Genomic DNA, 24,169 nt, shown 5'->3' on the forward strand with positions numbered 1-24,169 from the left:
AGTGAGTCATGGCCGAAGCAGTCGTCGATAACGCCCCCGCCAAGAGTGGCCCGCCAGCGGCCAAGCCGCCGCTGTTCGGCATGGCGTTTCTGGAAAACATCTCGCAGATGCCCATGCTGCGTCAGGTCGGTCTGCTGGTCGGTCTGGCCGCCAGCGTGGCCATCGGCTTTGCCGTGGTGCTCTGGTCGCAGCAGCCGGACTATCGGCCGCTGTACGGCAGCCTGGCGGGCATGGACACCAAACAGGTGGTGGACGCGCTGGCCACGGCCGACATTCCTTACAAGGTGGAGCCGAACTCCGGCGCGTTGCTGGTCAAGGCCGACGACCTTTCCCGTGCGCGTCTCAAGCTGGCTGCCGCTGGCGTGGCGCCAAGCGATGGCAATGTCGGCTTCGAACTGCTCGACAAGGACCAGGGGCTGGGTACCAGCCAGTTCATGGAAGCCACCCGCTACCGTCGCGGCCTCGAGGGTGAACTGGCGCGCACCGTGTCGAGCCTGAACAACGTCAAGGCCGCCCGGGTACACCTGGCGATCCCGAAGAGTTCCGTGTTCGTTCGCGACGAGCGCAAGCCAAGTGCCTCGGTACTGGTTGAGTTGTACCCAGGGCGTGCCTTGGAGGCTGGCCAGGTCATGGCCATCGTCAACCTCGTGGCCACCAGTGTTCCGGAGCTGGACAAGTCCCAGGTGACCGTGGTCGACCAGAAGGGCAACCTGCTCTCTGACCAGTTGCAGGACACTGCCCTGACCATGGCCGGCAAGCAGTTCGACTACAGCCGTCGCATGGAAGGCATGCTCACCCAGCGTGTACACAATATCCTGCAGCCGGTGCTGGGCAACGACCGCTACAAGGCGGAGGTTTCGACCGATGTCGATTTCAGCGCCGTCGAATCCACCTCTGAGCAGTTCAATCCTGATCAGCCGGCGCTGCGTAGCGAACAGTCGGTCAACGAGCAGCGTGCCAGCAGCCAGGGGCCGCAAGGTGTACCGGGTGCGCTGAGCAACCAGCCACCCTCTGGTGCTGCCGCGCCCGAGAACGCTACCGCCGCCGCGACGCCGGCCGGGGCGATTCAGCCCGGCCAACCGCTGGTGGATGCCAACGGTCAGCAGATCATGGACCCGGCCACTGGTCAGCCGATGCTCGCGCCGTACCCGAGCGACAAGCGCCAGCAGAGTACCAAGAACTTCGAACTGGACCGCTCCATCAGCCATACCCGCCAGCAGCAAGGTCGCCTGACCCGCCTGTCGGTGGCTGTGGTGGTGGATGACCAGGTCAAGTTGGACGCTGCCACCGGCGAGGCGACCCGCACTCCGTGGGGCGCCGAGGATCTGGCGCGCTTCACCCGCCTGGTACAGGACGCGGTGGGCTTCGATGCCAGCCGTGGCGACAGCGTCACCGTGATCAACGTGCCGTTCGCCGCCGACCGTGGCGACGAGCTGGTCGACATTCCGTTCTACTCGCAGCCGTGGTTCTGGGACATCGTCAAGCAGGTGCTGGGCGTGCTGTTCATCCTGGTGCTGGTGTTCGGCGTGCTGCGTCCGGTGCTCAACAACATCACAGGTGGCGGCAAGCAGGCGGCCACGGACAGCGACATGGAGCTGGGCGGCATGATCGGTCTGGATGGCGAACTGGCCAACGACCGCGTCAGTCTGGGTGGCCCGACAAGCATTCTGTTGCCGAGCCCGAGCGAGGGTTACGAGGCACAGCTCAACGCAATCAAGGGCCTGGTGGCCGAAGACCCGGGCCGCGTGGCCCAGGTCGTGAAAGAGTGGATCAACGCCGATGAGTGACAATCGAGCCATTACCGCCAAGCTGAGCCGCGTCGACAAGGCGGCGATTCTCCTGCTCTCGCTCGGCGAGACCGATGCCGCGCAAGTCCTGCGCCACATGGGGCCCAAGGAAGTGCAGCGGGTCGGTGTGGCCATGGCGCAGATGGGCAACGTCCATCGCGAGCAGGTCGAGCAGGTGATGAGCGAGTTCGTCGAGATCGTCGGCGATCAGACCAGCCTGGGTGTCGGCTCCGACGGCTACATCCGCAAGATGCTCAACCAGGCTCTCGGCGAAGACAAGGCCAACGGCCTGATCGACCGCATCCTGCTCGGTGGCAACACCAGCGGTCTGGACAGCCTCAAGTGGATGGAGCCGCGTGCCGTGGCCGATGTCATCCGCTACGAGCACCCGCAGATCCAGGCCATCGTGGTTGCCTACCTCGACCCCGACCAGGCCGGCGAGGTGCTGAGCAACTTCGACCACAAGGTGCGCTTGGACATCGTCCTGCGCGTGTCGTCGCTCAACACCGTGCAGCCGGCGGCGCTCAAGGAGCTCAACCAGATCCTCGAGAAGCAGTTCTCCGGCAACTCCAATGCCGCGCGCACCACCCTGGGTGGCATCAAGCGCGCCGCCGATATCATGAACTTCCTCGACAGTTCGGTGGAAGGCGCACTGATGGACTCGATCCGCGAGATCGACAGCGACCTGTCGGAGCAGATCGAAGACTTGATGTTCGTCTTCAACAACCTGGCCGATGTCGACGATCGCGGTATCCAGGCGCTGTTGCGCGAAGTGTCGTCCGACGTGCTGGTGGTGTCGCTCAAGGGCGCCGACGAGCGGGTCAAGGACAAGATCTTCAAGAACATGTCCAAGCGTGCGTCCGAGCTGCTGCGCGACGACCTTGAGGCCAAGGGGCCGGTACGGGTCAGCGACGTGGAAACGGCGCAGAAGGAAATCCTCACCATCGCCCGCCGCATGGCCGAGGCCGGCGAGATCGTGCTTGGCGGCAAGGGCGCCGAGGAAATGATTTAAGCCGCCCCTGCGTGGGGGCGGATTTGTCCCGCGATGGCCTCTGTCTCGTCGCGGGGCAAGCCCGCTCCCACAGGGACTTGTTAAGGTTTTCGAGAAGCTCACTGCATGTCCACCACCGAACACCCCAGCGACCTGATCCGTGCCCGCGACCTCGAGGGCGTGGATGTGTGGGCGCTGCCCAGCTTCGATCCAGAGCCTGAGCCGGAACCCGAGCCCGAGCCGGAAGTCATCGAGGAAGAAGTCGAGGAAGTGCCGCTGGAGGAAGTTCAGCCACTGACCCTCGAGGAGCTCGAGGCCATCCGCCAGGAGGCGTACAACGAAGGCTTCGCCACCGGCGAGCGCGAAGGGTTCCACAGCACCCAGCTGAAGGTTCGCCAGGAGGCCGAAGTGGCGCTCGCGGCCAAACTGACCAGCCTCGAACAGATCATGGGGCATCTGCTCGAGCCGATCGCCGAGCAGGACACGCAGATCGAAAAGGCCTTGGTGCAACTGGTCGCCAACATGACCCGTCAGGTCATTGGTCGCGAATTGCGCAGCGATTCGAGCCAGATCACCCATGTGCTGCGCGAAGCGCTGAAGCTGCTGCCGATGGGCGCCGACAACATTCGTATCCACCTCAACCCGCAGGACTTCGAGCTGGCCAAGGCCTTGCGCGAGCGCCACGAGGAGAGCTGGAAGCTGCTCGAGGACGAGTCGCTGTTGCCGGGCGGTTGCCGGATCGAGACTGCCCACAGCCGAATCGACGCGACCATGGAAACCCGTATCGAAAAGGCCGTGGCGCAACTGTTCGACCAGTCCCACGACCAGGCCCTGCATCCGGCGGCGCCGGATATTTCCGTCGAACTCGATGTGCCGGCGGGTGCAACCGATGCGCCTTGATCGCACCAGTTTCGGCAAGCGCCTGGAGGGCTACGCCGATGCGGTGAAGCTGCCCGACCAGCCGATCGTCGAAGGACGCTTGCTGCGCATGGTCGGCCTCACCCTCGAGGCCGAGGGGCTGCGCGCGGCGGTGGGCAGCCGTTGTCTGGTGATCAACGACGACAGCTACCATCCGGTGCAGGTCGAGGCCGAAGTCATGGGCTTCGCCGGCAGCAAGGTGTTCCTGATGCCGGTCGGCAGCATCGTCGGCCTGGCGCCCGGTGCCCGCGTGGTACCGCTGGACGACAGCGGTCGGCTGCCCATGGGCATGAGCATGCTTGGCCGGGTGCTCGATGGCGCCGGTCGTGCGCTGGACGGCAAGGGTGGCATGAAGGCCGAGGATTGGGTGCCGATGGACGGCCCGATCATCAACCCGCTCAACCGTGACCCGATCAGCCAGCCGCTGGACGTCGGTATCCGCAGCATCAATGGCCTGCTTACCGTTGGCCGCGGCCAGCGCCTGGGTCTGTTCGCCGGTACCGGTGTTGGTAAGTCGGTGCTGCTGGGCATGATGACGCGCTTTACCGAGGCCGAGATCATCGTGGTCGGGCTGATCGGCGAGCGGGGCCGTGAGGTGAAGGAATTCATCGAGCACATCCTCGGCGAGGAGGGGCTAAAGCGCTCGGTGGTGGTGGCTTCGCCTGCGGACGACGCGCCGCTGATGCGCTTGCGTGCCGCTATGTATTGCACGCGCATCGCCGAGTACTTCCGCGACAAGGGCAAGAACGTCCTGCTGTTGATGGATTCGCTGACCCGTTTCGCCCAGGCCCAGCGCGAAATCGCCCTGGCCATCGGCGAGCCGCCGGCCACCCGCGGTTACCCGCCTTCAGTGTTCGCCAAGCTGCCCAAGCTGGTGGAGCGCGCCGGCAACGGCGAACCGGGTGGCGGCTCGATCACGGCGTTCTACACGGTGCTGTCCGAAGGTGACGACCAGCAGGACCCGATCGCCGACTCGGCGCGGGGCGTGCTCGATGGCCACTTCGTGCTGTCGCGGCGTCTGGCCGAGGAAGGGCACTACCCGGCCATCGATATCGAGGCCTCGATCAGCCGAGTCATGCCGCAGGTGGTCGACCCCGACCATTTGCGCCAGGCGCAGAAGTTCAAGCAGTTGTGGTCGCGCCTGTCGCAAAGCCGCGACCTGATCAGCGTCGGCGCGTATGTGGCCGGTGGCGATCCGGAAACCGACCTGGCGATTGCCCTGCAGCCCAAGTTGGTGGACTTCCTGCGTCAGCGCCTGGACGAGAACGTCGGTATGGCGCAGAGCCGCGAAGAGCTGGCGGCGGTGTTCGCGCCGCCAGCGGGCTGATAGGCCATGGCCCAGCCCAGCCGAGCCGCGCGCCTGGTGCCGGTGGTGGAAATGGCCGAGGAGGCCGAGCGCAAGGCCGCCCAGCGCCTGGGGCATTTCCAGAAGCTGCTCAGCGATGCCCAGGCCAAGCAGGCTGAACTCGAGAGTTTCCGCGAGGCCTATCAGCAGCAGTGGATCAATCGCGGCAGCCAGGGCGTCGACGGCAACTGGCTGGTCAACTACCAGCGCTTCCTCGGACAGTTGGAAACGGCGATGACCCAGCAGCGCCAGAGCATGGCGTGGCACCAGAACAACCTGAACAACGCCCGCAATACCTGGCAGCAGGCCTATGCCCGTGTCGAAGGGCTGCGCAAGCTGGTGCAGCGCTATCTGGACGAGGCCCGCCGCGCCGAGGACAAGCGTGAGCAGAAACTGCTCGACGAACTGTCCCAGCGCCTTCCACGTCAAGGGCACCCGTAGAGCGGGTCGTTCACCGGTCGCGCAGCCTTGCAGCTCCCGCCAGTGCCTGCTAAACCTTCAGGAGTTGCATTCGCCATCATCGAAGGAATCGCTGGTATGGCAGTCGAAGCTGATTTTTCACAGGACGGGAAAAAGCTGACGATCAAGGTCAAGGGTCGTTTCGATTTCGGCAAGCATCAGGAATTCAGGGATGCTTACGAGCGTCAGCGCCCGCGCCCGGACTCCGTGGTCGTCGACCTGAAGGAGGCCACGTATCTCGATAGCTCCGCGCTGGGCATGCTGCTGTTGCTGCGCGACCATGTCGGGGGCGAGGATTCGGATATTCGCGTCGTCCACGCCAGCCCGGACGTGCGCAAGATCCTGGCCATCTCCAACTTCGAAAAACTCTTTGATATCAGTTGAGCGTCGCCATGCCCGCCGACCAGGCATTGACCGTGCTGGTGGCCGAGGACGGCGCCGCGGATCGCCTGTTGCTGGCGCAGATCGTCCGGCGCCAGGGGCACGAAGTGCTCACCGCCGAAAACGGCGAACAGGCCGTGGCGTTGTTCGCCGAGCGTCGCCCGCAATTGGTCCTGCTCGATGCCTTGATGCCGGTCATGGACGGCTTTGAAGCGGCGCGACGGATCAAGGCGTTGGCCGGCGAGGCGCTGGTACCGATCATCTTCCTGACCTCCCTCAATGAAGAGGAGGGCCTGGTGCGCTGCCTGGAGGCCGGTGGCGACGACTTCATGGCCAAGCCCTACAGCGCCGTCATCCTGGCGGCGAAGATCCGTGCCATGGACCGCTTGCGCCGATTGCAGGCGACGGTGCTCGAGCAGCGTGACCAGATCACTCGCCATCACCATCACCTGCTCAACGAACAGCGGGTGGCCAAGGCGGTATTCGACAAGGTCGCTCACTCCGGTTGCCTGAATGCGCCGAACATCCGTTACCTGCAGTCGCCGTACGCGCTGTTCAATGGCGACCTGCTGCTGGCGGCGTTCACGCCTTCGGGCGACATGCATGTGCTGCTGGGTGACTTCACCGGTCACGGCCTGCCGGCGGCGGTCGGCGCGATGCCGTTGGCTGAGGTGTTCTACGGCATGACCGCCAAGGGGTATGGACTGGTCGAAACGCTGCGGGAAATGAACGCCAAGCTCAAGCGTATCCTGCCTGTGGACATGTTTTGTTGCGCGCTGTTGCTGAGCCTGAGTTTCCAGCGAGGGACGGTTGAGTTGTGGAATGGTGGCATGCCGGACGGCTACCGGTTGTCGGCACAGGGCGAGGTGCTGGAGATGCTGCCTTCACGCCATCTGCCGCTGGGTATCCTGCCTCCCGAGCGATTCGACGATACCACCGAGGTGAGGCCGCTTGCGGTGGGGGAACGATTGTTGCTGTTGTCCGATGGCGTGGTCGATACCGCTGATGCCGAGGAATGTTTGTTTGGAGTGGAGCGTCTGCGCCAGGTGCTGGCGGCCAACCGCGATCCGGCGGTGTTGTTCGACGAGGTCATGCAGGCGCTGGCAGGTTTCGGTGGTCAGTCGCGTGACGATATCAGCCTGTGCGATATCCGCATGCTGCCTTCTGAGCATTTGGTACCACAGGCGGTGGTGTACTCCGACAGTGGCCGTTCCAGCCCGCTAGACTGGTCGATGCAGTTCGAGCTGCGTGGCGAGAGCCTGGGGCGCTTCAATCCGGTGCCTTATCTGGTACAGCTATTGCAGGAGATCCATGGGCTGAGGCCCATCAGCGGCAAGTTGCATAGCGTACTCAGCGAACTGTATTCCAATGCGTTGGAGCATGGTGTGCTGGGGTTGGATTCGACACTCAAGCGCGATGCCGAAGGCTTCGCCGAGTACTATCGCCAGCGCGCAGAACGCCTGGGGCGGCAGCTGCACGGTAGCGTCGGCATTGCCTTGCGGGTGGAACCTCAAGGTGCGGGCGGGCGTCTGACCATCGAGGTCCGCGATAGCGGAGCGGGCTTCGATGTGGCGCGCCTGTTGGCAGACACGCCGGTGGCGCAGGGGTTCAGTGGGCGCGGGATGAGCCTGGTGCGGCGGCAGGCCGGCACTGCCCAGTGGTTGGAGGGTGGTCGTCTGGCGCGAGTGGAATTTCAATGGTGAGCCGGTTTGCGCGATTTGGGCCTACTCAGGCTTGGTCAGGGAGTGAACAAGTGGTGGACACGCATATCGATCAGAAGGTGCTGAGTGACTTGCGCGAGGTCATGGAAGATGGCTATCTGCAGTTGCTGGAAACCTTCCTGGAAGACTCCGAGCGGCGCCTGAGCCAGTTGCACGAGGCCAAGGACGCCGACGAACTCGGTCTGGCCGCGCACAGCTTCAAGGGCAGCAGCAGCAACATGGGGGCCATTGGTCTAGCCGAGCTGTGCCGGCAGCTCGAGGAACGGGTCCGCCAGCAGCCTTTGTACGGGATTGAAGACCTGATCAACCGCATCGACCAAGAGTATCTGGAAGTCCAGTGTTTCTACCGTGCCGAGAGGCAGCGAATCGCTGCCGAGTAAAAGCTGGCGCGAGTTTTGCTTTTCCTTCGCACAGACGCACTTTACCAGTTCTGCCGCGGAGACCAGCCAATGCCTGTCGCACCTAATCCCTTGTTGCAAGCCAGCCTCGTCAACAAGACGTCGCGCCCGGCTGCCGGTGTGGCGGACAAGCCGCTGCAGGCCCCGGCCAGCCGGGGCGCTGGCTTCGATCAGGTCATGGCTCGACAGGGGCGCGACAGTGTTCCGGCGCGTGACGACAAGGTTGCCAAGGGTGCCGATCAGGCCAAGCCCAAGGAACCGGCCGGCCCGGCCACTGGCGGCAAACCGGAGGAAGGCAGCAAGCCGGCGGTTGCCGATGACGGCAATAAGTTGCCAGTGGCAACAGGTACCCAGCCTTCCGACGAACCGGATGAATCCGCCGATAGCGGAAATTCTACGCCGATCGACGCCAGCCTTGTGGCTGGCCAGGTCACCGATGCCCTGCCGGGGGCGCAGCTAATCCAGGCTCAGGCCGAAGCGGTCGCCCCGGTGTTGCAGGCGGCAGCCCAGGTGCCGCAGCCGGTGGTAGCGCCGCCAGCAGTAGGCGAAGAGGCTGCCAAGGATGCAGGGTTCGATCCGGAGGCCGACCCTCTGGCCAACATGCCGACCTTGCGCCTGGCGCTGGAGCAGGATGCCCAGGCCAAGGGAACCACGTCTGCCCATGCGTCCACTGCCCGGGCCGACAGCAACCAGGCGCCTGCCGACCCGACGGCAGCGGCCGTCAATACCTTGGCGAATGTGCTGCCGAAGGCCGAAGCGGAGGCAGGGCATTCCGAGCGCGGCGACAAGGCCTTCGCCGGGCTGATCGACGATGGTCTCAAGGACATCAAGGGTGCCGGCAGTGATACGCGCGTCGATGACTTCGCCGATCGCCTGGCCAGCCTTACCCAGGCGGCGACTCCCAAGACCGCCAATGCCGTGCCGATCACGCCAAGCCCGCTGCAGCAACCGCTGGCAATGAACCAGGGCGCCTGGACCGAGGGGCTGGTGAACCGCGTCATGTACCTGTCGAGCCAGAACCTCAAGTCGGCGGATATCCAGCTTGAGCCCGCCGAGCTGGGGCGGCTGGACATCCGCGTCAATGTCGCGGCGGATCAGCCTGCGCAGATTCACTTCGTCAGTGGCCATGCCGGCGTGCGTGACGCACTCGACAGCCAGATCCATCGCCTGCGCGAACTGTTCGCCCAGCAGGGTCTGGCGCAGCCCGACGTCAGTGTCGCCGACCAGTCCCGTGGCCAGCAGCAACAGCAGGCGCAGCAGGGTGGATCGAGCCTGTCCGGGGTCGCGGCGCGCCGTGCCGAGGCGACCGGGGAGGGCGGTGAACTCGACGCCGCGCGTCCCGTCGAGCATCAGGTGGTGGTCGGCGACAGCATGGTCGACTACTACGCCTGACGGTTGCCGGCCTTGTCGACGTGCCTGTGACAACAGGCGCGTCCCGGCGCAGGGGCGCTACATCGCCACTCTGGCAAATCTGGCATAACACTTGCTCAAGCCACGTCATCCTCCTTTGAAACCCCGATGGACGACGGATTATTGGCATGGCGAAGAGTGACGCAGTGAAAGACCCCGCCGCTAAAGGCAAACTCAAGTTGATCCTGCTGCTGGTACTGGCCCTGCTTCTGGCGGTCGGCCTGTCGGTAGGCGCTACCTGGTTCTTCATGCACAAGAGCGGGTCGGAACCGACACCCGAGGCGGCGCAGAGCAACGTCAAGCCGGCGGCGATCTACGAACCCCTGGCCCCGGCCTTCGTGGTCAACTTCAACCAGAATGGCCGGCAGCGCTACATGCAGGTGAGCATCACCATGCAGGGTCGCAGCCAGGCCGACCTGGAAGCGCTGAAAGTGCATATGCCGGTGATTCGCAACAACCTGGTGATGATGTTCTCCGGGCAGGGTTTCGACACCCTTGCCGCGAGCTCGGTCGGCCAGGAGATGCTGCGTCAGAAGGCCACCGCGGTGGTCCAGGAAGTGGCGCAGAAGGAAGTCGGCAGGCCGGTCGTCGACCAGCTGCTGTTCACCAATTTCGTATTGCAGTAGGAGCACATAGATGGCCGTGCAGGACCTGCTGTCCCAGGATGAGATCGACGCCCTGCTGCATGGGGTGGACGATGGGCTGGTACAAACCGAGAGCACCGGCGAGCCGGGCAGCATCAAGAGCTACGACCTGACCAGTCAGGATCGTATCGTCCGGGGGCGCATGCCGACCCTGGAGATGATCAACGAGCGTTTCGCCCGCTACACCCGCATCAGCATGTTCAACCTGCTGCGTCGCTCCGCCGATGTGGCGGTGGGCGGCGTGCAGGTGATGAAGTTCGGCGAGTACGTGCATTCGCTGTACGTGCCGACCAGCCTGAACCTGGTCAAGATCAAGCCGTTGCGCGGCACCGCGCTGTTCATCCTCGACGCCAAGCTGGTGTTCAAGCTGGTGGACAACTTCTTCGGTGGCGACGGCCGCCACGCCAAGATCGAGGGGCGAGAGTTCACCCCGACCGAGCTGCGCGTGGTGCGCATGGTCCTGGACCAGTGCTTCGTCGACCTCAAGGAGGCCTGGCAGGCGATTATGCCGGTCAACTTCGAGTACATAAACTCCGAGGTCAACCCGGCCATGGCCAACATCGTCGGCCCCAGCGAGGCGGTGGTGGTCTCGACCTTCCACATCGAACTCGATGGCGGTGGTGGCGACCTGCACGTGACCATGCCGTACTCGATGATCGAGCCGGTGCGCGAGATGCTCGACGCGGGCTTCCAGTCCGACCTGGACGATCAGGACGAGCGTTGGGTCAAGGCCCTGCGCGAGGACGTGCTGGACGTCAATGTCCCGGTTTCGGCCACGGTTGCCCGTCGCCAGCTGAAGCTGCGCGACATCCTGCACATGCAGCCCGGTGACGTAATTCCGGTGGAACTGCCGGAGCACCTGGTGCTGCGCGCCAACGGCGTGCCGTCGTTCAAGGCGCGGCTGGGGTCGCACAAAGGCACCCTGTCGCTGCAGATCATCGACCCGATCGAACGCCGCTGAAGGCGTGCCGGTCGCTCCAACGTATTGAATGCCTGTCGAGGAAATCATGGCTAACGAAAACGAGATCAACTCTCCAGAGGAACAGGCCCTGGCCGATGAATGGGCTGCCGCCCTGGAAGAAACCGGCGATGCCGGTCAGTCCGACATCGACGCGCTGCTGGCGGCCGACGCCGCATCGTCCGGCGCTGGCCGCCTGCCGATGGAAGAGTTTGCCAGTTCGCCCAAGCCCAACGAGAACGTGAGCCTCGAAGGCCCGAACCTGGACGTGATCCTGGACATCCCGGTGAGCATCTCCATGGAAGTGGGCAGCACCGAGATCAGCATCCGCAACCTGCTGCAGCTCAACCAGGGCTCGGTGATCGAGCTGGATCGCCTGGCCGGCGAGCCATTGGATGTGCTGGTCAACGGCACCCTTATCGCCCATGGCGAGGTGGTCGTGGTCAACGAGAAGTTCGGCATCCGCCTGACCGACGTGATCAGCCCCAGCGAACGTATCAAGAAGCTGCGCTGAGTGAAGCGCATGATGCGGGGCGTCACGGCCCTCGGTGCCTTGCTCGCCAGCGAGGTGGTGATTGCCGCTGCCGAGCCAGCCGCCGCGCCGGCAGCAGGCTCGCCGCTGCCGGGCGGGCTGGGGGCGCAGCTGGCACAGATGGTGTTCGGCCTGCTGCTGGTGGTGGGGCTGATCTTCTTCCTGGCCTGGCTGCTGCGACGCATGCAGGGTAACGCCCAGCGCGGTGCCCAGGTCATCGAGATCGTCGGCAGCCGGGCCATTGGCCCGCGTGATCGGCTGTTGCTGGTGCAGGTCGGCAAGGAGCAGATCCTTATCGGCCATACCCCCGGCAGCATCGAAGCGCTGCATGTGCTGGCCGAACCCGTGGCCGTGCCTGCCACGGCGCGCCAGGCCGCACCGGAATTCGCCCAGCGGCTGCTCGAGCTGATGGGCAAGGATCATAAGGACAAGACGTGATGAGCGGCGCAGTGCGCTTTCTGTTGACCTTGGCGCTGCTGTTGGCCGCGCCGCTGGCCCTGGCCGCCGACCCGCTGTCGATCCCGGCCATCACCCTGTCCAGTGGGGCGGATGGGCAGCAGGAATATTCGGTCAGCCTGCAGATCCTGCTGATCATGACGGCGCTGAGCTTCATCCCGGCGTTCGTCATCCTGATGACCAGCTTCACCCGCATCATCATCGTCTTCTCCATCCTGCGCCAGGCCCTGGGCCTGCAGCAGACCCCGTCGAACCAGGTGCTCACCGGCATGGCGCTGTTCCTGACCATGTTCATCATGGCGCCGGTATTCGAGCGGGTGAACAAGGACGCGCTGCAGCCGTACCTGGCCGAGCAGATGACCGCGCAGCAGGCCATCGACAAGGCCCAGGGGCCCTTGAAGGACTTCATGTTGGCGCAGACCCGGCAGAGCGACCTCGATCTGTTCATGCGCCTGTCCAAGCGCACCGACATCGCCGGGCCTGACCAGGTGCCGCTGACGATCCTGGTGCCGGCGTTCGTCACGTCCGAGCTGAAGACCGCGTTCCAGATCGGTTTCATGATCTTCATTCCGTTCCTGATCATCGACATGGTGGTCGCCAGCGTGCTGATGGCCATGGGTATGATGATGCTGTCGCCGTTGATCATCTCGCTGCCGTTCAAGATCATGCTGTTCGTGCTGGTCGATGGCTGGGCGCTGATCATGGGTACCCTGGCCGGCAGTTTCGGCGGTGTCTGACGCCGCCAAGGAGAGCCTTGCATGACACCTGAAGTCGCAGTCGACCTGTTCCGTGACGCGTTGTGGCTGACCACCCTGATGGTCGCCGTGCTGGTGGTGCCGAGCCTGCTGATCGGCCTGGTGGTGGCGATGTTCCAGGCGGCCACGCAGATCAACGAACAGACCCTGAGCTTCCTGCCGCGCTTGCTGGTGATGCTGATCACCTTGATCGTCGCCGGGCCCTGGCTGGTGCAGAAGTTCATGGAGTACTTCATCGGTCTGTACACCAGCATTCCGCAACTGATCGGTTGAGGCTGCCATGCTGGAGTTGACCGACACGCAGATCGGCACCTGGGTCGCCACCTTCATCCTGCCGCTGTTCCGAGTAGCGGCGGTGCTGATGACCATGCCGATCTTCGGCACCAAGATGCTGCCGGCGCGGGTGCGCCTGTACGCCGCCGTGGCGATTACCGTGGTCATCGTGCCGGGCCTGCCGCCGCTTCCCGAGATCGATCCTTTGAGTCTGCGAGGCATGCTGCTGTGTGCCGAGCAGATCATCGTCGGGGCGTTGTTCGGGTTTTCCCTGCAGCTGTTGTTCCAGGCGTTCGTCATTGCCGGGCAGATCGTCGCCGTGCAGATGGGCATGGCCTTCGCGTCCATGGTCGACCCGGCCAACGGGGTCAACGTCACGGTGATCAGCCAGTTCATGACCATGTTGGTGAGCGTGCTGTTCCTGTTGATGAACGGCCACCTGGTGGTATTCGAGGTGTTGACCGAGAGCTTTACCACGCTGCCGGTGGGCAACGCCTTGGTGGTCAATCATTTCTGGGAGATGGCCGGGCGCCTGAGTTGGGTGCTGGGCGCCGCGCTGCTGTTGATCCTGCCGGCGATCGCTGCCTTGCTGGTGGTCAACATCGCCTTTGGCGTGATGACCCGCGCTGCGCCGCAGTTGAACATCTTTTCCATCGGTTTCCCGTTGACCCTGGTGTTGGGCATGGGGATTTTCTGGGTCGGCCTGGCCGACATCCTTCCGCATTACCAGGCACTGGCCAGCGAAGCGCTGCAGTGGCTGCGTGAGCTGGCACGGGCGCGCTGAGCATGGCAGAGAGCGAAAGCGGTCAGGACAAGACAGAGGAACCCACCGAGAAGCGCAAGCGCGACTCACGTGAGAAAGGTGAGGTTGCCCGCTCCAAGGAGCTGAACACCGTCGCGGTGACCCTGGCGGGCGCCGGTGGCCTGCTGGCATTCGGCGGTTATCTGGCGGAAACGCTGATGACCTTGATGCGCATGAACTTCAGCCTGACCCGCGAGGTGATCGTCGATGAACGCAGCATGGGCGCGTTCCTGCTGGCCTCGGGCAAGATGGCGATCTGGTCGGTGCAGCCGATCCTGATTTTGCTGTTCGTGATTTCCTTCGTTGCGCCGATCGCCCTGGGTGGCTTCCTGTTCTCCGGGAGCCTGCTGCAGCCGAAGTTCAGCCGGATGAACCCATTGTCGGGGATCAAGCGCATGTTCTCGATGAACGCGCTGACCGAGCTGCTCAAGGCGGTGGCCAAGTTCGTCATGATCCTGATGGTGGCGTTGCTGGTACTGGCCAGTGACCGCGAGGCGCTGCTGGCCATCGCCAACGAGCCGCTGGAGCAGGCGATCATCCATGCGGTGCAGGTGGTGGGCTGGAGCGCCTTGTGGATGGCGGCGGGGCTGTTGCTGATTGCCGGGCTCGATGTGCCGTTCCAGCTGTTCCAGACGAACAAGAAGATGAAGATGACCAAGCAGGAGGTCAAGGACGAGTACAAGGACAGTGAAGGCAAGCCCGAGGTCAAGCAGCGGATCCGGCAGTTGCAGCGGGAGATGTCGCAGCGGCGGATGATGGCGGCGGTGCCGGATGCCGATGTGATCATCACCAACCCGACCCATTACGCGGTGGCGTTGCAGTATGACCCCGAGAAGGGCGGGTCGGCGCCGTTGCTGCTGGCCAAGGGAACAGACTTCATGGCCTTGAAGATCCGTGAGATCGGGGTTGAGCACAAGGTGCAGATACTCGAGTCGCCGGCCCTGGCGCGGGCCATCTACTACTCGACCGAGATCGAGCAGGAGATTCCGGCGGGGCTGTACCTGGCGGTGGCGCAGGTGTTGGCCTATGTGTTCCAGATTCGGCAGTATCGGGCGGGCAGGGGCAAGGCGCCGGAACCTTTGAAGAAAGATTTGCCTATTCCTGAGGATCTGCGGCGGGATAATTGAGTTTGTTGATTGGCTGTTTGTATTGATGGAAGCGTATGCATACACGCTTCAAAGCAGTTACTTTCCGCCGTCTATACTCCAGCGCCCGAAACCACAGCAAGGAGCCCCATCATGTCCCTGGAAAAACAAGGCAGTTGCCTCTGTGGCAAAACCCAGTTGCGTGTCACGCTCGACAACACCCATGTCAGCGCTTGCCATTGCAGCATGTGTCGCAAATGGACCGGCGGCCCGCTGCTGGCAGTGCAATGCACCGAGCCCCCAGCCATCGAAGGCCCGACCCCCATCGCCTATGACTCCTCACCCTGGGCCCAGCGCGGCTTCTGCGGCCAGTGCGGCACGCATCTGTTCTATCGCCTGAAAGAGAGCGACATGTACGTCGTACCGGTCGGCCTGCTTGATGGCGAGGAAGACTGGAGCTTTACCGAGCAGATATTCGTCGACGAACAGCCCGCCTGGTATTGCTTCAAGAACGAGACCCGGAACCTCACCGGTCAACAGGTCTTCGACCAGTTCGCCCCCACCTGACACGGCTTGTCTTGCCAAACCTGCGCATTCCTGAGAAAACGGCGGCCAAGAAAACCGCTTCGAGGAACCTGCCATGAGCAGTGAACTGCAAGTCATCGATCTACAGGAAGGCGACGGCAAGGCCGTGGTCAAGGGTGCGCTGATCACCACCCAGTACCGCGGCACCCTGGCCGACGGCAGCGAGTTCGATTCCTCATGGGCGCGTGGCAAGCCGTTCCAGTGCGTCATCGGTACCGGCCGGGTGATCAAGGGCTGGGACCAGGGCCTGATGGGCATGCGCGTGGGTGGCAAGCGCAAGCTGCAGGTACCGGCGCACCTGGGTTATGGCGAACGCTCGGTCGGTGCGATTCCGCCGAATTCGGACCTTACCTTCGAGATCGAATTGCTCGAAGTGCTGACCCGCGACGACTGAACCGCGCGCAATAATTCAGCAACATCGATGCGCTAGGGTGCTGATTGTCCAAGGAAGGTATGTGCAGTCATGGAGGAACCAAACGGGCCGTAGGCACTCTGAGCCTCACTCGCTGCCAAGGATGGCGATCACGACAGGGACATGTGGCGGGGCAACCCGATATCCAGGCCACATAGAGTCCGCCCTGTATGAAGCTGCCAGCCTTCCTTCGCCGTCGCCGCCACCTGTTGTTGAGCCTGACGCTCGTTGCCGCCGCCGTGCCGCTGGCCCTGGATGTGGTCGAGAGCCGGGCGCAGCCGGTCGACGGGACCCAGACCCTGGTGTTCCTGCGCCACGCCGAGAAACCCGGTGAGGGCCTCGGGCAGTTGAACTGCCAGGGCCTGAACCGCGCCCTGGACCTGGCCACCCTGTTGCCCGAGCGTTTCGGCGATGCCGACTACGTCTTCGCCGCCAACCCTTCGCGAGGTGTCGAGGAGGGTAGCCAGGACGAGCGCTACAGCTACATTCGTCCGCTGATGACCATCAGCCCCGCCGCCATCCGCCTCGGTTTGCCGGTCAACATCGACTACGGCGCCAACGACACAGCCGCGCTGGCCGACGAACTGCTCAGTGACAAGTATCGCAATGCGACGGTCTACACGGCCTGGTCGCGGGGGTATCTGCCGGAACTGATCAACACCGTGGCCGGCAAGGCCCTGGGCGAAGACCGGGTGCTCACCGAGGACTGGCATCGTGACGATTTCGACTCCCTGTATGTGCTGACGCTGACCTGGCGCGATGGCAAGGCGACCCTGCTCAGCCGGAACGTGCGCCAGGGCCTGGATAACGGCGAGCCTGGCTGCCCGACCTGACCTGCTGTTACTGTCTGGCTTTCTAAGCTGGGCAGGGATGTGCCGATGGAGCGGGTGACGGTGATCGGAGGCGGCGTGGTCGGGCTGGCCACGGCCTATGCACTGGTGCGCGAAGGCTGGCAGGTCGACCTGGTCGAGGCCCGCGACAGCCTGGCCAGCGCGACCAGCTTCGCCAATGGTGGGCAGTTGTCATATCGCTACGTGGCACCGCTGGCCGATGCCGGGGTGCCATGGCAAGCGCTGGGCTGGCTGTTACGCGGCGATTCGCCGCTACGTCTGCGGCTACGTTTGGACACCGCGCAGTGGCGCTGGCTGGCGGCCTTCGTCATGGCCTGCCGTACCCGGGTCAATCGCCGCAATGCCGCCCAGTTGCTGGATCTGGCCTTGCGCAGCCAGGCCGTTCTCGCCCGCTGGCGTGAAGAGGACGGCCTCGATGGCTTCGCCTGGCGACGCAATGGCAAGCTGGTCGCGTTTCGCACCCAGCGCGCCTTCAAGCACGGTCGCCAACAGCTGCTGGATCCCGACACGCAACAGATCCTCGATGCCGCCGATCTGCGCGGACTCGACCCGGCGCTTGCCGAAGCCCCTTTCGTGGGCGGTGTGTTCACTCCAGACGAGGAAGTCGGCGACTGTCACCGCTTCTGCCTGCGCCTGGCCGAGCGCCTGCAGGCCTCAGGGCAGTGCCGGTTGCTGTTGGGGCGGCCGGTGACCCGGCTGATAGCGCGCGATGATCGTGTGGCCGCGCTGGAGCTGGGCGGTGAACAGCTGGAGGTGCAGCGCCTGGTGCTCAGCGCCGGGCACCGTAGCGCCGGTTTGGCTTTGCCAGGCTTGCAGCTGCCGGTCTATCCACTGAAGGGCTACAGCCTGACCGCGCCGGTTGGGGCCACGCACCGCGCCCCCGAGGTGAGCATCACCGACTACGAACGCAAGATTGTCTATGCCCGATTGGACGATCAACTGCGGGTGGCGGCGATGGTGGACATCGTCGGTTATGACGAGGCGGTGGATGCCGGCAGGCTCGCGAGCATGCGCCGGCTGGCGCGCGAGACCCTGCCGCAGGCCGCTGATTACGGGCAGGCGGTGGATTGGGCGGGGATGCGGCCGGCGACGCCGACCGGGGTGCCGATCATCGAGGCCACGCGGTATCGCAACCTGTGGCTGAACCTGGGGCATGGCGCGCTGGGGTTCACCTTGGCGTGTGGCAGTGGCGAGCGGCTGGCGAGGCTGTTGCGCTGACGAAGCTGACCCTATCGCCGGCAAGCCGCCTCCCACAGGAAACTGCAGGCCCTTGTGGGAGCCGGCTTGCCGGCGATAGGGCCTGAGCAGGCGCCGAGTCTGTCAGCGCCCGAAGCGCATCGGCCAGCCCACCACCTTCTTCGCCCTCGGCGTGGCATAGGTACGTACCTTGGAGGTGCTCAGCCCCATCCGCACCAGCGATTCAGCGATTGTCACCGCCGCGCTCACGCCGTCCACCACCGGCACCCCGGTGCGCTGGCGAATCTGCTCGTCGAGCCCGGCCATGCCACCGCATCCCAGGCAGATCACCTCGGCCTTGTCCTCGCGCACGGCGCGCTCGGCCTGCTCGACGATGGCCTCCACCGCACGCCGTGGATCGGCCTCCAGCTCCAGCACCGCCAGGCCGCTGGCGCGCACTGAGGCGCAGCGCTCGTATAGCCCGGACAGTTTCAGGCGGTCCTCGATCAGCGGCACGGTGCGGTCCAGCGTGGTCACCACCGAGTAGGCGTGGCCCAGGTACATGGCGGTGCTGGCGGCGGCATCGGTGATGTCCACCACCGGCACCTCCAGCAGCTCCTGCAGGCCCTCTCGGCCATGCTCGCCGTAGCCGGCCTGGATCACTGCATCGAAGGGCTGGTCGTAGGCCAGCACCCGGTCCATCACCGCGATGGCGGCCAGGTAGCTTTCGAAATTGCCTTCCACCGACTCGGCGCCGAACCACGGAGTCAGGCCGACGATCTCGGTGCCGGGGGCGGCCACGCTGCGCGCCTGCTCGGCAATGGCTTCGGTGATGGCGGCGGTGGTGTTGACGTTGGCGATCAGAATACGCATGACGGATCTCCCTGAATTCAGTGGCTGCTGTGGTCGACGGCGATGCATTCACCGCTGACGTCGTGGTACTGGACATGGCGCGGCGCGATCAGCAGGTACACGGCGGCGGCGATCCCGGCACCGATCAGCCACGAGAACGGCGCGACGCTGTGGAAGTTGGGTACCAGGGCCAGGACGATGGCCAGCAGCGCGGCGGGGATGAATGCCGCCACGGCGCGCAGGTTGATGCCCTTGGTGTAGTGGTAGGCGCCGGCGGGGTTCTCGCTGTACAGCTCGGGCACGTTGATGCGGCCCCTGCGCAGCAGCCAGTAGTCGGCCATGATCACCCCGTACAGCGGACCGAGCAGGGCGCCGAGGCCGGAGAGGAAGTACACGATCACCAGCGGGCTGTTGTACAGGTTCCACGGCAGGATCAGCACCGCCAGGGTGGCGCTGATCAGCCCGGCGCGGCGGAAGTTCAGGTGTCGCGGCGCCAGGTTGCTGAGCACGAAGGCCGGGGCAACGAAGTTGGCCATGATGTTCACCGCCACGGTGACGATCAGGAAGGCCAGGCAACCGAGCACCAGGAACGCGGTGTTGGGGATGCTGGCGACGATCTGCGTCGGGCTGTCGATGATCTGGCCGTTGATCTGGAACTGCGCGCCGCACAGCACCACGGTGATCGCCGCGAACACCAGGATGTTCACCGGCAGGCCCCAGAAGTTGCCGACGCGGATGGTCTTGCGGCATGGCGAGCTGCGGGCGAAGTCGCAGAAGTTCAGCACCAGGGTGCCGTAGATCGCCAGCCACAGCGCGCCGCCGGCAAAGATGTTGCGCCACATCTCGTAGCCGCTCAGGGGCTCGGCCACCGACCAGGCAATACGCGCATCGGCCTTGAAGTACATGAACACGGCGAGGCTGGCCACGGTGAGCAGGATCACCGGCCCGGCGAACGCCTCGTAGCGGCGCACCATTTCCATGCCGTAGGCGAGGATCACCAGCTGCACCAGCCAGATAGCCACGAAGCACACCCAGCCCAGGCTCGACAGGCCGAGGATGCTGTCGTGATCGAAGGCCGCCACCTGCGGCCACACCGCGGTCAGCAGCACGCGCAGCACCACCGAGGCCAGGTAGGTCTGGATGCCGAACCAGGCGATGGCGATCACCGCGCGGATCAACGCCGGGATCTGCGCGCCGTGGATGCCGAAAGCGATACGGCTGATCACGGGGAACGGCACGCCGGTCTTCTGCCCCATGTAGCCGGACAGGTTCATGAAGAAGTACACCAGCGCCGCGCCGATCGCCAGCGACAGCAGGATCTGCCAGCCGCCCAGGCCGAGGGCGAACAGCCCCATGGCGAACGAGTAGTTGGCGATGTTATGCACATCGTTGGTCCACAGCGCGAAGATGCTGTAGCCGCCCCAGCGACGGCCCGCGAGTTTGGTCGGGGCGAGGTCGCGGTTGTGCAGGCGTGGGCTCAGTTCGAGGTTGGCCGGGTGGCCTTCCAGCGTGGTGGTCGAGGGGTGGGTGCTGGCAACGGAAAGTTCAGGGGCAAGGGGGAGACTGCTACTCATTCCGGCGGCTCCTGATGCGCGTGACTGCGATGAGCGGGCGCTGGCGCACGGGCTCGCCATCTCGTCGGTGCAGGCGTTGGCATCACTGGGTTCTGGGCGCAACGGTCGCCGGTGGGCGACGCTGCGGGTTCTTGTGTATTTATGTTTTGTTGAATTTGTATACAAAACACGAACACACAAAAGCCAGTTCCATGCCAGTGGAAATCCAACGTTCAGGTTGCCACTGTTTTGAATCTATCTTATTGAATGATAAGTGAATGAAATTAGTGGAATATAACTTGACCAAATGAACAGTTTTTAATTTTTGGATGTACTGATAGTTGATTGAGTGGTCAGAATTTAATAAACGGAATGTGTAACTTTATGGGGCGCCACTCTGGTTTTTGCACACAAAAATGGCACTTATGGTGACATTATTGTGTACAAGTGCCGGGTCGTTGCCGGCCTCGTCCCGCGACAGGGCCGGTAGCAGCGACGCACAGCCCTATTCCATCGGTGGCAAGCGCCGTTTCACCGGGGTCTTCTTGATGATCGCCGTGTTGGTCTCGGCCAGCACGTTCAGGCGGTCGAGGAGGGTGTCCAACTGTTCCATCGAGCGCACATGCAGGCGAGCGATGAAGCAGTCCTCGCCGGTGACCTTGTCGCACTCGGTGAACTCGGGGATGGCGACGATCTGCCGTTCCACCTCCTGCAACTGCCCCGGCAGCGGGCGAATGCGCACGATGGCCTGCAACTGGTAGCCGAAACTGCGTGGGTCCACTTCCACCGTATAGCCGCGCAGCACGCCGCGCTCCTCCAGACGGCGCAGGCGCTCGCTGACACTGGGCGCCGACAGTCCGCTGATCTGCGCCAGGGCCTTGAGCGAACGGCGCGAGTCCTCCATCAGCGCATTGATCAACAACTGGTCGATGGTATCGGTCATCACAACCTCGTTAGGTGGTTTTCAGGATTTGCCTTGATAGTAAAGGCATGATTACCGATCTGCCTTGGTTATCAACTGGAGGGGCACCCTCGACCCTCCGCATACTGTGCCCATCGTCGACAGGAGGTGTGAGATGGACAATTCGCTACGCCGTGGTGCGCTGGAAATGATCGCCGCCATGCTTATTTCCGGGACCATCGGCTGGTTCGTGCTGGTGTCCGGGCAGCCGGTGCTGGAGGTGGTGTTCTGGCGCTGCGTGTTTGGCGCCGGCACTTTGCTGCTGATCTGCGCGGCCATGGGCTTTCTCAAGCCGGGCGTGCTGACCCGCGCCACCTTCCTGCTAGCGGTGGTCAGCGGGGTGGCGATCGTCGGTAACTGGGTATTGCTGTTCGCCTCCTATTCGCGGGCGTCGATTGCCATCGGCACCGCGGTGTACAACGTCCAGCCGTTCATGCTGGTGGGGCTGGCGGCGCTGTTCCTGGGCGAGAAGATCACCCTGGCCAAGCTGACCTGGCTGAGCGTGGCGTTCCTCGGCATGCTGGCCATTGTCAGCGCTCATGGCGCGGGGCAGTCCAGTGGTGGTGAATATCTGCAGGGTATCGCCTTGGCGCTGGGCGCGGCCTTCCTGTATGCCGTGGCGGCGCTGATCATCAAGCGCCTGACCGGCACGCCGCCGCATCTGATCGCCTTGATCCAGGTGAGCACTGGCGTCTTGCTGCTGGCGCCCTGGGTGAAGCTGGGCGGGCTGCCGGGCGAACTGCCGGCGCTCGGCAGCCTGGTCACGCTGGGCATCGTGCACACGGGGTTGATGTACGTGCTGCTGTACAGCGCCATCCAGCGCTTGCCCACGGCGTTGACCGGGGCGTTGTCGTTCATCTACCCGATCGCCGCGATCCTGGTCGACTGGCTGGCCTTCGACCATCGCCTGGCAGCGGTGCAGTGGCTGGGGGTGGGGCTGATCCTGTTGGCGGCGGCTGGCATGCAGCAGGGATGGTGGTTCCGTCCTGCCGCCAAGCCCGCACAGCAACGCTGAACGCCCCAGGCGAGGGGTAATCCTACAATCGGAAACGAATCAGCCTGACGTGGTTCAGATGATGGCTTATTGATAGCGTTCCGCTGCTCTTGTACCCTGCGCAGCCGTTTCGCAGTGATGCGATCAGTTTTCAAGTGATGGACCACCACGTATGCCCCTCGTTTTTCGCGCCCTGGCTGTCAGCCTGGCGCTGCTGCCGCTGTTGAGCAGTGCAGCTCCGTTCCAGTCGCCCGGCGACCGTGATCTGATTCGTGACCGTCAGGAAAACCTGCTGCAAGAGCAGCGCAGACGTCTAGAAGAGCTGCAGCAGTTGCCTGGCAAACAGGCTGCGCCGGCGCCTGTCGCCCCCACCGAGCAAGGGCGTTGTTTCCCGATTCGCCGTGTCGACCTGCAAGGCGAGACCCTGCTTGACGTGCGCCAACGCCGGGCACTGCTTGAAGGCTATGAAGGGCAGTGCCTGCAGGTTGGTCAGCTCAACGGCTTGTTGAAACGCATCACTGACCATTACCTGGACCGTGGCTACCTGACCACCCGCGCGTACCTGCCTCAGCAGGACCTGGGCTCCGGCGTGCTGCAGATCAGCATCGTCGAGGGCCGCCTGGAAGGGCTGGACGGTTCTACCCTGGCCAGCCCTCGGGAGATGGCCATGGCCTTCCCCGGTAACACCGGTCAGGTGCTCAACCTGCGCGACATGGAACAGATGGTCGACCAGCTCGGCCGCCTGCCCTCGCGCCAGGTCGAGGTGGAACTGGTGCCCGGCCAGGAGGTCGGCGGCAGTCGCGTGCAGCTCAAGGGCCAGCGTGACAAGCCCTGGCGGGTCTCGGCCAGCCGTCACAACAACGGCGATGCCAGCAGTGGCGAGCAGCAGATGAACCTAGGCCTGGAATGGGACAGCCCGCTGGGCCTGGCCGATCAGTTGAGCCTGCGCGGCGGGCGCGACGTGGTCAGCGACCACTGGCGCCACTCCGACAGCCATGGCCTGAACTACAGCCTGCCGTGGGGCTGGTGGACCTTCAACTACAGCTACAACCACAACTACTACCGCACCCGCGATACCTCCAGCGGTTTCCCCTTCAAGCTCGACGGCGACAACAGCGTGCATCAGTTCCAGGCTGAACGGGTGCTCCACCGCGACAGCCTGAGCAAGACCGCGGTCAATGCCGGCGTCAGCCACCTGCGCACGCGCAACTACCTTGACGACACCCTGATCGGCGTTTCCAGCCCCCGTATCACCGAGCGCCAGCTGGGCGTCAACCACGGCCGTCGCATCGGCAATGCCTTCGTCAACCTCGATGCCGGCTGGCAGCAGGGTATCGGCGCGCTCGACGCCCAGGGCGCGGGCGACCCTCACGGTAGCGAATCCGTGGCGCGCTACAACAAGTACACCCTCACCCTGAGCTACCTGCAGCCGTTCCAGCTGTGGGGCGAGCAGTTCACTTTCGACAGCCTGGCCACCGGCCAGCGCAGCGAGGATGCCCTCTACAGCGGCCAGCGCATCAGCGTCGGCGGGCTGACCTCGGTGCGCGGCTTCAAGGAGCAGACCCTCACTGGCGACAGCGGCGGCTACTGGCGCAACCAGTTGCGCTGGCGCCGACCGGTGACCTGGGCGCCGCTGCAGCCCTGGCTGCGCGAATACGGCATGGCGTTCGCCTACGACGCGGGGGTGATCAAGGGCCAGCACGGTAACGGCCAGGACCATGGCCGCCTGAGCGGCAATGCCCTGGAGTTCAACGTGCGCGGCCAGTACTTCGCCGCCAGCGCGACCTTCGCCCGCTCGCTGGAGCGCCCCGAGGTCATAACCCGCCGCGAACACCCGATCTATTTCCGCGTCGACGCGTTCTTCTGAGCC

26 protein-coding genes are annotated in these 24,169 nt (G+C 64.2%); 23 read left to right on the forward strand and 3 right to left on the reverse strand.

Annotated features, from left to right (window positions below):
* Positions 1-8 precede the first annotated feature (8 nt).
* From fliF to KSS90_RS08170, 21 genes are all read left to right on the forward strand, one after another.
* A complete protein-coding gene (fliF, locus tag KSS90_RS08070) occupies positions 9-1,787 on the forward strand; it encodes a flagellar basal-body MS-ring/collar protein FliF (RefSeq protein ID WP_217868937.1) in 1,779 nt (592 codons plus the stop codon).
* A complete protein-coding gene (gene fliG, locus KSS90_RS08075; RefSeq protein ID WP_023631000.1) occupies positions 1,780-2,799 on the forward strand; it encodes a flagellar motor switch protein FliG in 1,020 nt (339 codons plus the stop codon). Before fliF ends, fliG begins: the two co-directional genes overlap by 8 nt.
* A gap of 105 nt (positions 2,800-2,904) precedes the next feature.
* The gene (gene fliH, locus KSS90_RS08080; protein WP_217868938.1) at positions 2,905-3,678 is read left to right on the forward strand and encodes a flagellar assembly protein FliH; all 774 of its coding nucleotides are present in this window, start codon (positions 2,905-2,907) and stop codon (positions 3,676-3,678) included.
* Positions 3,668-5,023, forward strand: a complete 1,356-nt coding sequence (gene fliI / locus KSS90_RS08085) for a flagellar protein export ATPase FliI (RefSeq protein ID WP_038706560.1) — start codon at positions 3,668-3,670, stop codon at positions 5,021-5,023. Before fliH ends, fliI begins: the two co-directional genes overlap by 11 nt.
* Before the next feature lie 6 nt (positions 5,024-5,029).
* Positions 5,030-5,482: a flagellar export protein FliJ gene (fliJ, locus tag KSS90_RS08090; protein WP_028692794.1), complete on the forward strand. Its 453-nt coding sequence runs from the start codon at positions 5,030-5,032 to the stop codon at positions 5,480-5,482.
* A gap of 96 nt (positions 5,483-5,578) precedes the next feature.
* Positions 5,579-5,884, forward strand: coding sequence for an STAS domain-containing protein (locus tag KSS90_RS08095; protein WP_217868939.1), 306 nt, complete (start codon positions 5,579-5,581; stop codon positions 5,882-5,884).
* Between the two features lie 8 nt (positions 5,885-5,892).
* Entirely contained in the window at positions 5,893-7,584 is a 1,692-nt protein-coding gene (locus tag KSS90_RS08100; protein WP_217868940.1) for an ATP-binding SpoIIE family protein phosphatase, read from the forward strand.
* Positions 7,585-7,634: 50 nt separating this feature from the next.
* Positions 7,635-7,982 (forward strand): Hpt domain-containing protein, encoded by a 348-nt coding sequence (locus KSS90_RS08105; RefSeq protein ID WP_217868941.1) that lies wholly within the window; start codon positions 7,635-7,637, stop codon positions 7,980-7,982.
* Between the two features lie 69 nt (positions 7,983-8,051).
* Positions 8,052-9,392 (forward strand): flagellar hook-length control protein FliK, encoded by a 1,341-nt coding sequence (locus KSS90_RS08110; RefSeq protein WP_217868942.1) that lies wholly within the window; start codon positions 8,052-8,054, stop codon positions 9,390-9,392.
* Positions 9,393-9,538: 146 nt separating this feature from the next.
* Positions 9,539-10,036, forward strand: a complete 498-nt coding sequence (fliL, locus tag KSS90_RS08115) for a flagellar basal body-associated protein FliL (RefSeq protein WP_217868943.1) — start codon at positions 9,539-9,541, stop codon at positions 10,034-10,036.
* A gap of 10 nt (positions 10,037-10,046) precedes the next feature.
* Positions 10,047-11,015, forward strand: coding sequence for a flagellar motor switch protein FliM (gene fliM, locus KSS90_RS08120; protein ID WP_023630491.1), 969 nt, complete (start codon positions 10,047-10,049; stop codon positions 11,013-11,015).
* A gap of 46 nt (positions 11,016-11,061) precedes the next feature.
* Positions 11,062-11,526, forward strand: coding sequence for a flagellar motor switch protein FliN (fliN, locus tag KSS90_RS08125; RefSeq protein WP_217868944.1), 465 nt, complete (start codon positions 11,062-11,064; stop codon positions 11,524-11,526).
* A gap of 12 nt (positions 11,527-11,538) precedes the next feature.
* Complete coding sequence (fliO, locus tag KSS90_RS08130; protein ID WP_110702482.1) at positions 11,539-11,982, forward strand: flagellar biosynthetic protein FliO; 444 nt, start codon at positions 11,539-11,541, stop codon at positions 11,980-11,982.
* Positions 11,982-12,737 (forward strand): flagellar type III secretion system pore protein FliP, encoded by a 756-nt coding sequence (gene fliP / locus KSS90_RS08135; protein WP_038706557.1) that lies wholly within the window; start codon positions 11,982-11,984, stop codon positions 12,735-12,737. Before fliO ends, fliP begins: the two co-directional genes overlap by 1 nt.
* 21 nt (positions 12,738-12,758) lie before the next feature.
* The gene (gene fliQ, locus KSS90_RS08140) at positions 12,759-13,028 is read left to right on the forward strand and encodes a flagellar biosynthesis protein FliQ (RefSeq protein ID WP_023630488.1); all 270 of its coding nucleotides are present in this window, start codon (positions 12,759-12,761) and stop codon (positions 13,026-13,028) included.
* Positions 13,029-13,035: 7 nt separating this feature from the next.
* Positions 13,036-13,812, forward strand: coding sequence for a flagellar biosynthetic protein FliR (fliR, locus tag KSS90_RS08145; protein ID WP_217868945.1), 777 nt, complete (start codon positions 13,036-13,038; stop codon positions 13,810-13,812).
* 2 nt (positions 13,813-13,814) lie between these two features.
* Entirely contained in the window at positions 13,815-14,957 is a 1,143-nt protein-coding gene (flhB, locus tag KSS90_RS08150; protein WP_217868946.1) for a flagellar biosynthesis protein FlhB, read from the forward strand.
* A gap of 111 nt (positions 14,958-15,068) precedes the next feature.
* Entirely contained in the window at positions 15,069-15,482 is a 414-nt protein-coding gene (locus tag KSS90_RS08155; RefSeq protein WP_217868947.1) for a GFA family protein, read from the forward strand.
* Between the two features lie 73 nt (positions 15,483-15,555).
* Positions 15,556-15,894 (forward strand): FKBP-type peptidyl-prolyl cis-trans isomerase, encoded by a 339-nt coding sequence (locus KSS90_RS08160; protein WP_023629100.1) that lies wholly within the window; start codon positions 15,556-15,558, stop codon positions 15,892-15,894.
* A gap of 188 nt (positions 15,895-16,082) precedes the next feature.
* Complete coding sequence (locus KSS90_RS08165) at positions 16,083-16,745, forward strand: hypothetical protein (protein ID WP_023629101.1); 663 nt, start codon at positions 16,083-16,085, stop codon at positions 16,743-16,745.
* 45 nt (positions 16,746-16,790) lie between these two features.
* Entirely contained in the window at positions 16,791-17,981 is a 1,191-nt protein-coding gene (locus KSS90_RS08170) for a D-amino acid dehydrogenase (RefSeq protein WP_217868948.1), read from the forward strand.
* Between the two features lie 102 nt (positions 17,982-18,083).
* Here the strand turns inward: KSS90_RS08170 and KSS90_RS08175 are convergent, their stop codons facing one another.
* From KSS90_RS08175 to KSS90_RS08185, 3 genes are all read right to left on the reverse strand, one after another.
* Positions 18,084-18,812 (reverse strand): aspartate/glutamate racemase family protein, encoded by a 729-nt coding sequence (locus tag KSS90_RS08175; RefSeq protein WP_110703939.1) that lies wholly within the window; start codon positions 18,810-18,812, stop codon positions 18,084-18,086.
* A 17-nt stretch (positions 18,813-18,829) separates the two neighbouring features.
* Positions 18,830-20,365 carry an NCS1 family nucleobase:cation symporter-1 gene (locus KSS90_RS08180; protein WP_217868949.1) on the reverse strand — a complete coding sequence of 512 codons (1,536 nt, stop codon included), beginning with the start codon at positions 20,363-20,365 and terminating at the stop codon, positions 18,830-18,832.
* Positions 20,366-20,849: 484 nt separating this feature from the next.
* Positions 20,850-21,287 (reverse strand): Lrp/AsnC family transcriptional regulator, encoded by a 438-nt coding sequence (locus KSS90_RS08185; RefSeq protein WP_217868950.1) that lies wholly within the window; start codon positions 21,285-21,287, stop codon positions 20,850-20,852.
* A 133-nt stretch (positions 21,288-21,420) separates the two neighbouring features.
* On the opposite strand from KSS90_RS08185, the gene KSS90_RS08190 reads away from it, so the two are divergent.
* Both KSS90_RS08190 and KSS90_RS08195 read left to right on the forward strand, forming a co-directional pair.
* Positions 21,421-22,320: a DMT family transporter gene (locus KSS90_RS08190; RefSeq protein ID WP_217868951.1), complete on the forward strand. Its 900-nt coding sequence runs from the start codon at positions 21,421-21,423 to the stop codon at positions 22,318-22,320.
* Positions 22,321-22,471: 151 nt separating this feature from the next.
* The gene (locus KSS90_RS08195) at positions 22,472-24,166 is read left to right on the forward strand and encodes a ShlB/FhaC/HecB family hemolysin secretion/activation protein (RefSeq protein ID WP_217868952.1); all 1,695 of its coding nucleotides are present in this window, start codon (positions 22,472-22,474) and stop codon (positions 24,164-24,166) included.
* The last annotated feature ends 3 nt before the right edge of the window (positions 24,167-24,169 follow it).

The organism is Pseudomonas maumuensis, assembly GCF_019139675.1.
Classification (GTDB): Bacteria; Pseudomonadota; Gammaproteobacteria; order Pseudomonadales; family Pseudomonadaceae; genus Aquipseudomonas; species Aquipseudomonas maumuensis.

Excerpts from the sequence above, each read along its gene's own strand:
- fliF (WP_217868937.1), top strand. The coding sequence starts at position 9 with ATGGCCGAAGCAGTCGTCGATAACGCCCCCGCCAAGAGTGGCCCGCCA.
- fliG (WP_023631000.1), top strand. The coding sequence starts at position 1,780 with ATGAGTGACAATCGAGCCATTACCGCCAAGCTGAGCCGCGTCGACAAG.
- fliH (WP_217868938.1), top strand. The coding sequence starts at position 2,905 with ATGTCCACCACCGAACACCCCAGCGACCTGATCCGTGCCCGCGACCTC.
- fliI (WP_038706560.1), top strand. The coding sequence starts at position 3,668 with ATGCGCCTTGATCGCACCAGTTTCGGCAAGCGCCTGGAGGGCTACGCC.
- fliJ (WP_028692794.1), top strand. The coding sequence starts at position 5,030 with ATGGCCCAGCCCAGCCGAGCCGCGCGCCTGGTGCCGGTGGTGGAAATG.
- KSS90_RS08095 (WP_217868939.1), top strand. The coding sequence starts at position 5,579 with ATGGCAGTCGAAGCTGATTTTTCACAGGACGGGAAAAAGCTGACGATC.
- KSS90_RS08100 (WP_217868940.1), top strand. The coding sequence starts at position 5,893 with ATGCCCGCCGACCAGGCATTGACCGTGCTGGTGGCCGAGGACGGCGCC.
- KSS90_RS08110 (WP_217868942.1), top strand. The coding sequence starts at position 8,052 with ATGCCTGTCGCACCTAATCCCTTGTTGCAAGCCAGCCTCGTCAACAAG.
- fliL (WP_217868943.1), top strand. The coding sequence starts at position 9,539 with ATGGCGAAGAGTGACGCAGTGAAAGACCCCGCCGCTAAAGGCAAACTC.
- fliM (WP_023630491.1), top strand. The coding sequence starts at position 10,047 with ATGGCCGTGCAGGACCTGCTGTCCCAGGATGAGATCGACGCCCTGCTG.
- fliN (WP_217868944.1), top strand. The coding sequence starts at position 11,062 with ATGGCTAACGAAAACGAGATCAACTCTCCAGAGGAACAGGCCCTGGCC.
- fliO (WP_110702482.1), top strand. The coding sequence starts at position 11,539 with ATGCGGGGCGTCACGGCCCTCGGTGCCTTGCTCGCCAGCGAGGTGGTG.
- fliP (WP_038706557.1), top strand. The coding sequence starts at position 11,982 with ATGAGCGGCGCAGTGCGCTTTCTGTTGACCTTGGCGCTGCTGTTGGCC.
- fliQ (WP_023630488.1), top strand. The coding sequence starts at position 12,759 with ATGACACCTGAAGTCGCAGTCGACCTGTTCCGTGACGCGTTGTGGCTG.
- fliR (WP_217868945.1), top strand. The coding sequence starts at position 13,036 with ATGCTGGAGTTGACCGACACGCAGATCGGCACCTGGGTCGCCACCTTC.
- flhB (WP_217868946.1), top strand. The coding sequence starts at position 13,815 with ATGGCAGAGAGCGAAAGCGGTCAGGACAAGACAGAGGAACCCACCGAG.
- KSS90_RS08155 (WP_217868947.1), top strand. The coding sequence starts at position 15,069 with ATGTCCCTGGAAAAACAAGGCAGTTGCCTCTGTGGCAAAACCCAGTTG.
- KSS90_RS08160 (WP_023629100.1), top strand. The coding sequence starts at position 15,556 with ATGAGCAGTGAACTGCAAGTCATCGATCTACAGGAAGGCGACGGCAAG.
- KSS90_RS08165 (WP_023629101.1), top strand. The coding sequence starts at position 16,083 with ATGAAGCTGCCAGCCTTCCTTCGCCGTCGCCGCCACCTGTTGTTGAGC.
- KSS90_RS08170 (WP_217868948.1), top strand. The coding sequence starts at position 16,791 with ATGGAGCGGGTGACGGTGATCGGAGGCGGCGTGGTCGGGCTGGCCACG.
- KSS90_RS08175 (WP_110703939.1), bottom strand. The coding sequence starts at position 18,812 with ATGCGTATTCTGATCGCCAACGTCAACACCACCGCCGCCATCACCGAA.
- KSS90_RS08180 (WP_217868949.1), bottom strand. The coding sequence starts at position 20,365 with ATGAGTAGCAGTCTCCCCCTTGCCCCTGAACTTTCCGTTGCCAGCACC.
- KSS90_RS08185 (WP_217868950.1), bottom strand. The coding sequence starts at position 21,287 with ATGACCGATACCATCGACCAGTTGTTGATCAATGCGCTGATGGAGGAC.
- KSS90_RS08190 (WP_217868951.1), top strand. The coding sequence starts at position 21,421 with ATGGACAATTCGCTACGCCGTGGTGCGCTGGAAATGATCGCCGCCATG.
- KSS90_RS08195 (WP_217868952.1), top strand. The coding sequence starts at position 22,472 with ATGCCCCTCGTTTTTCGCGCCCTGGCTGTCAGCCTGGCGCTGCTGCCG.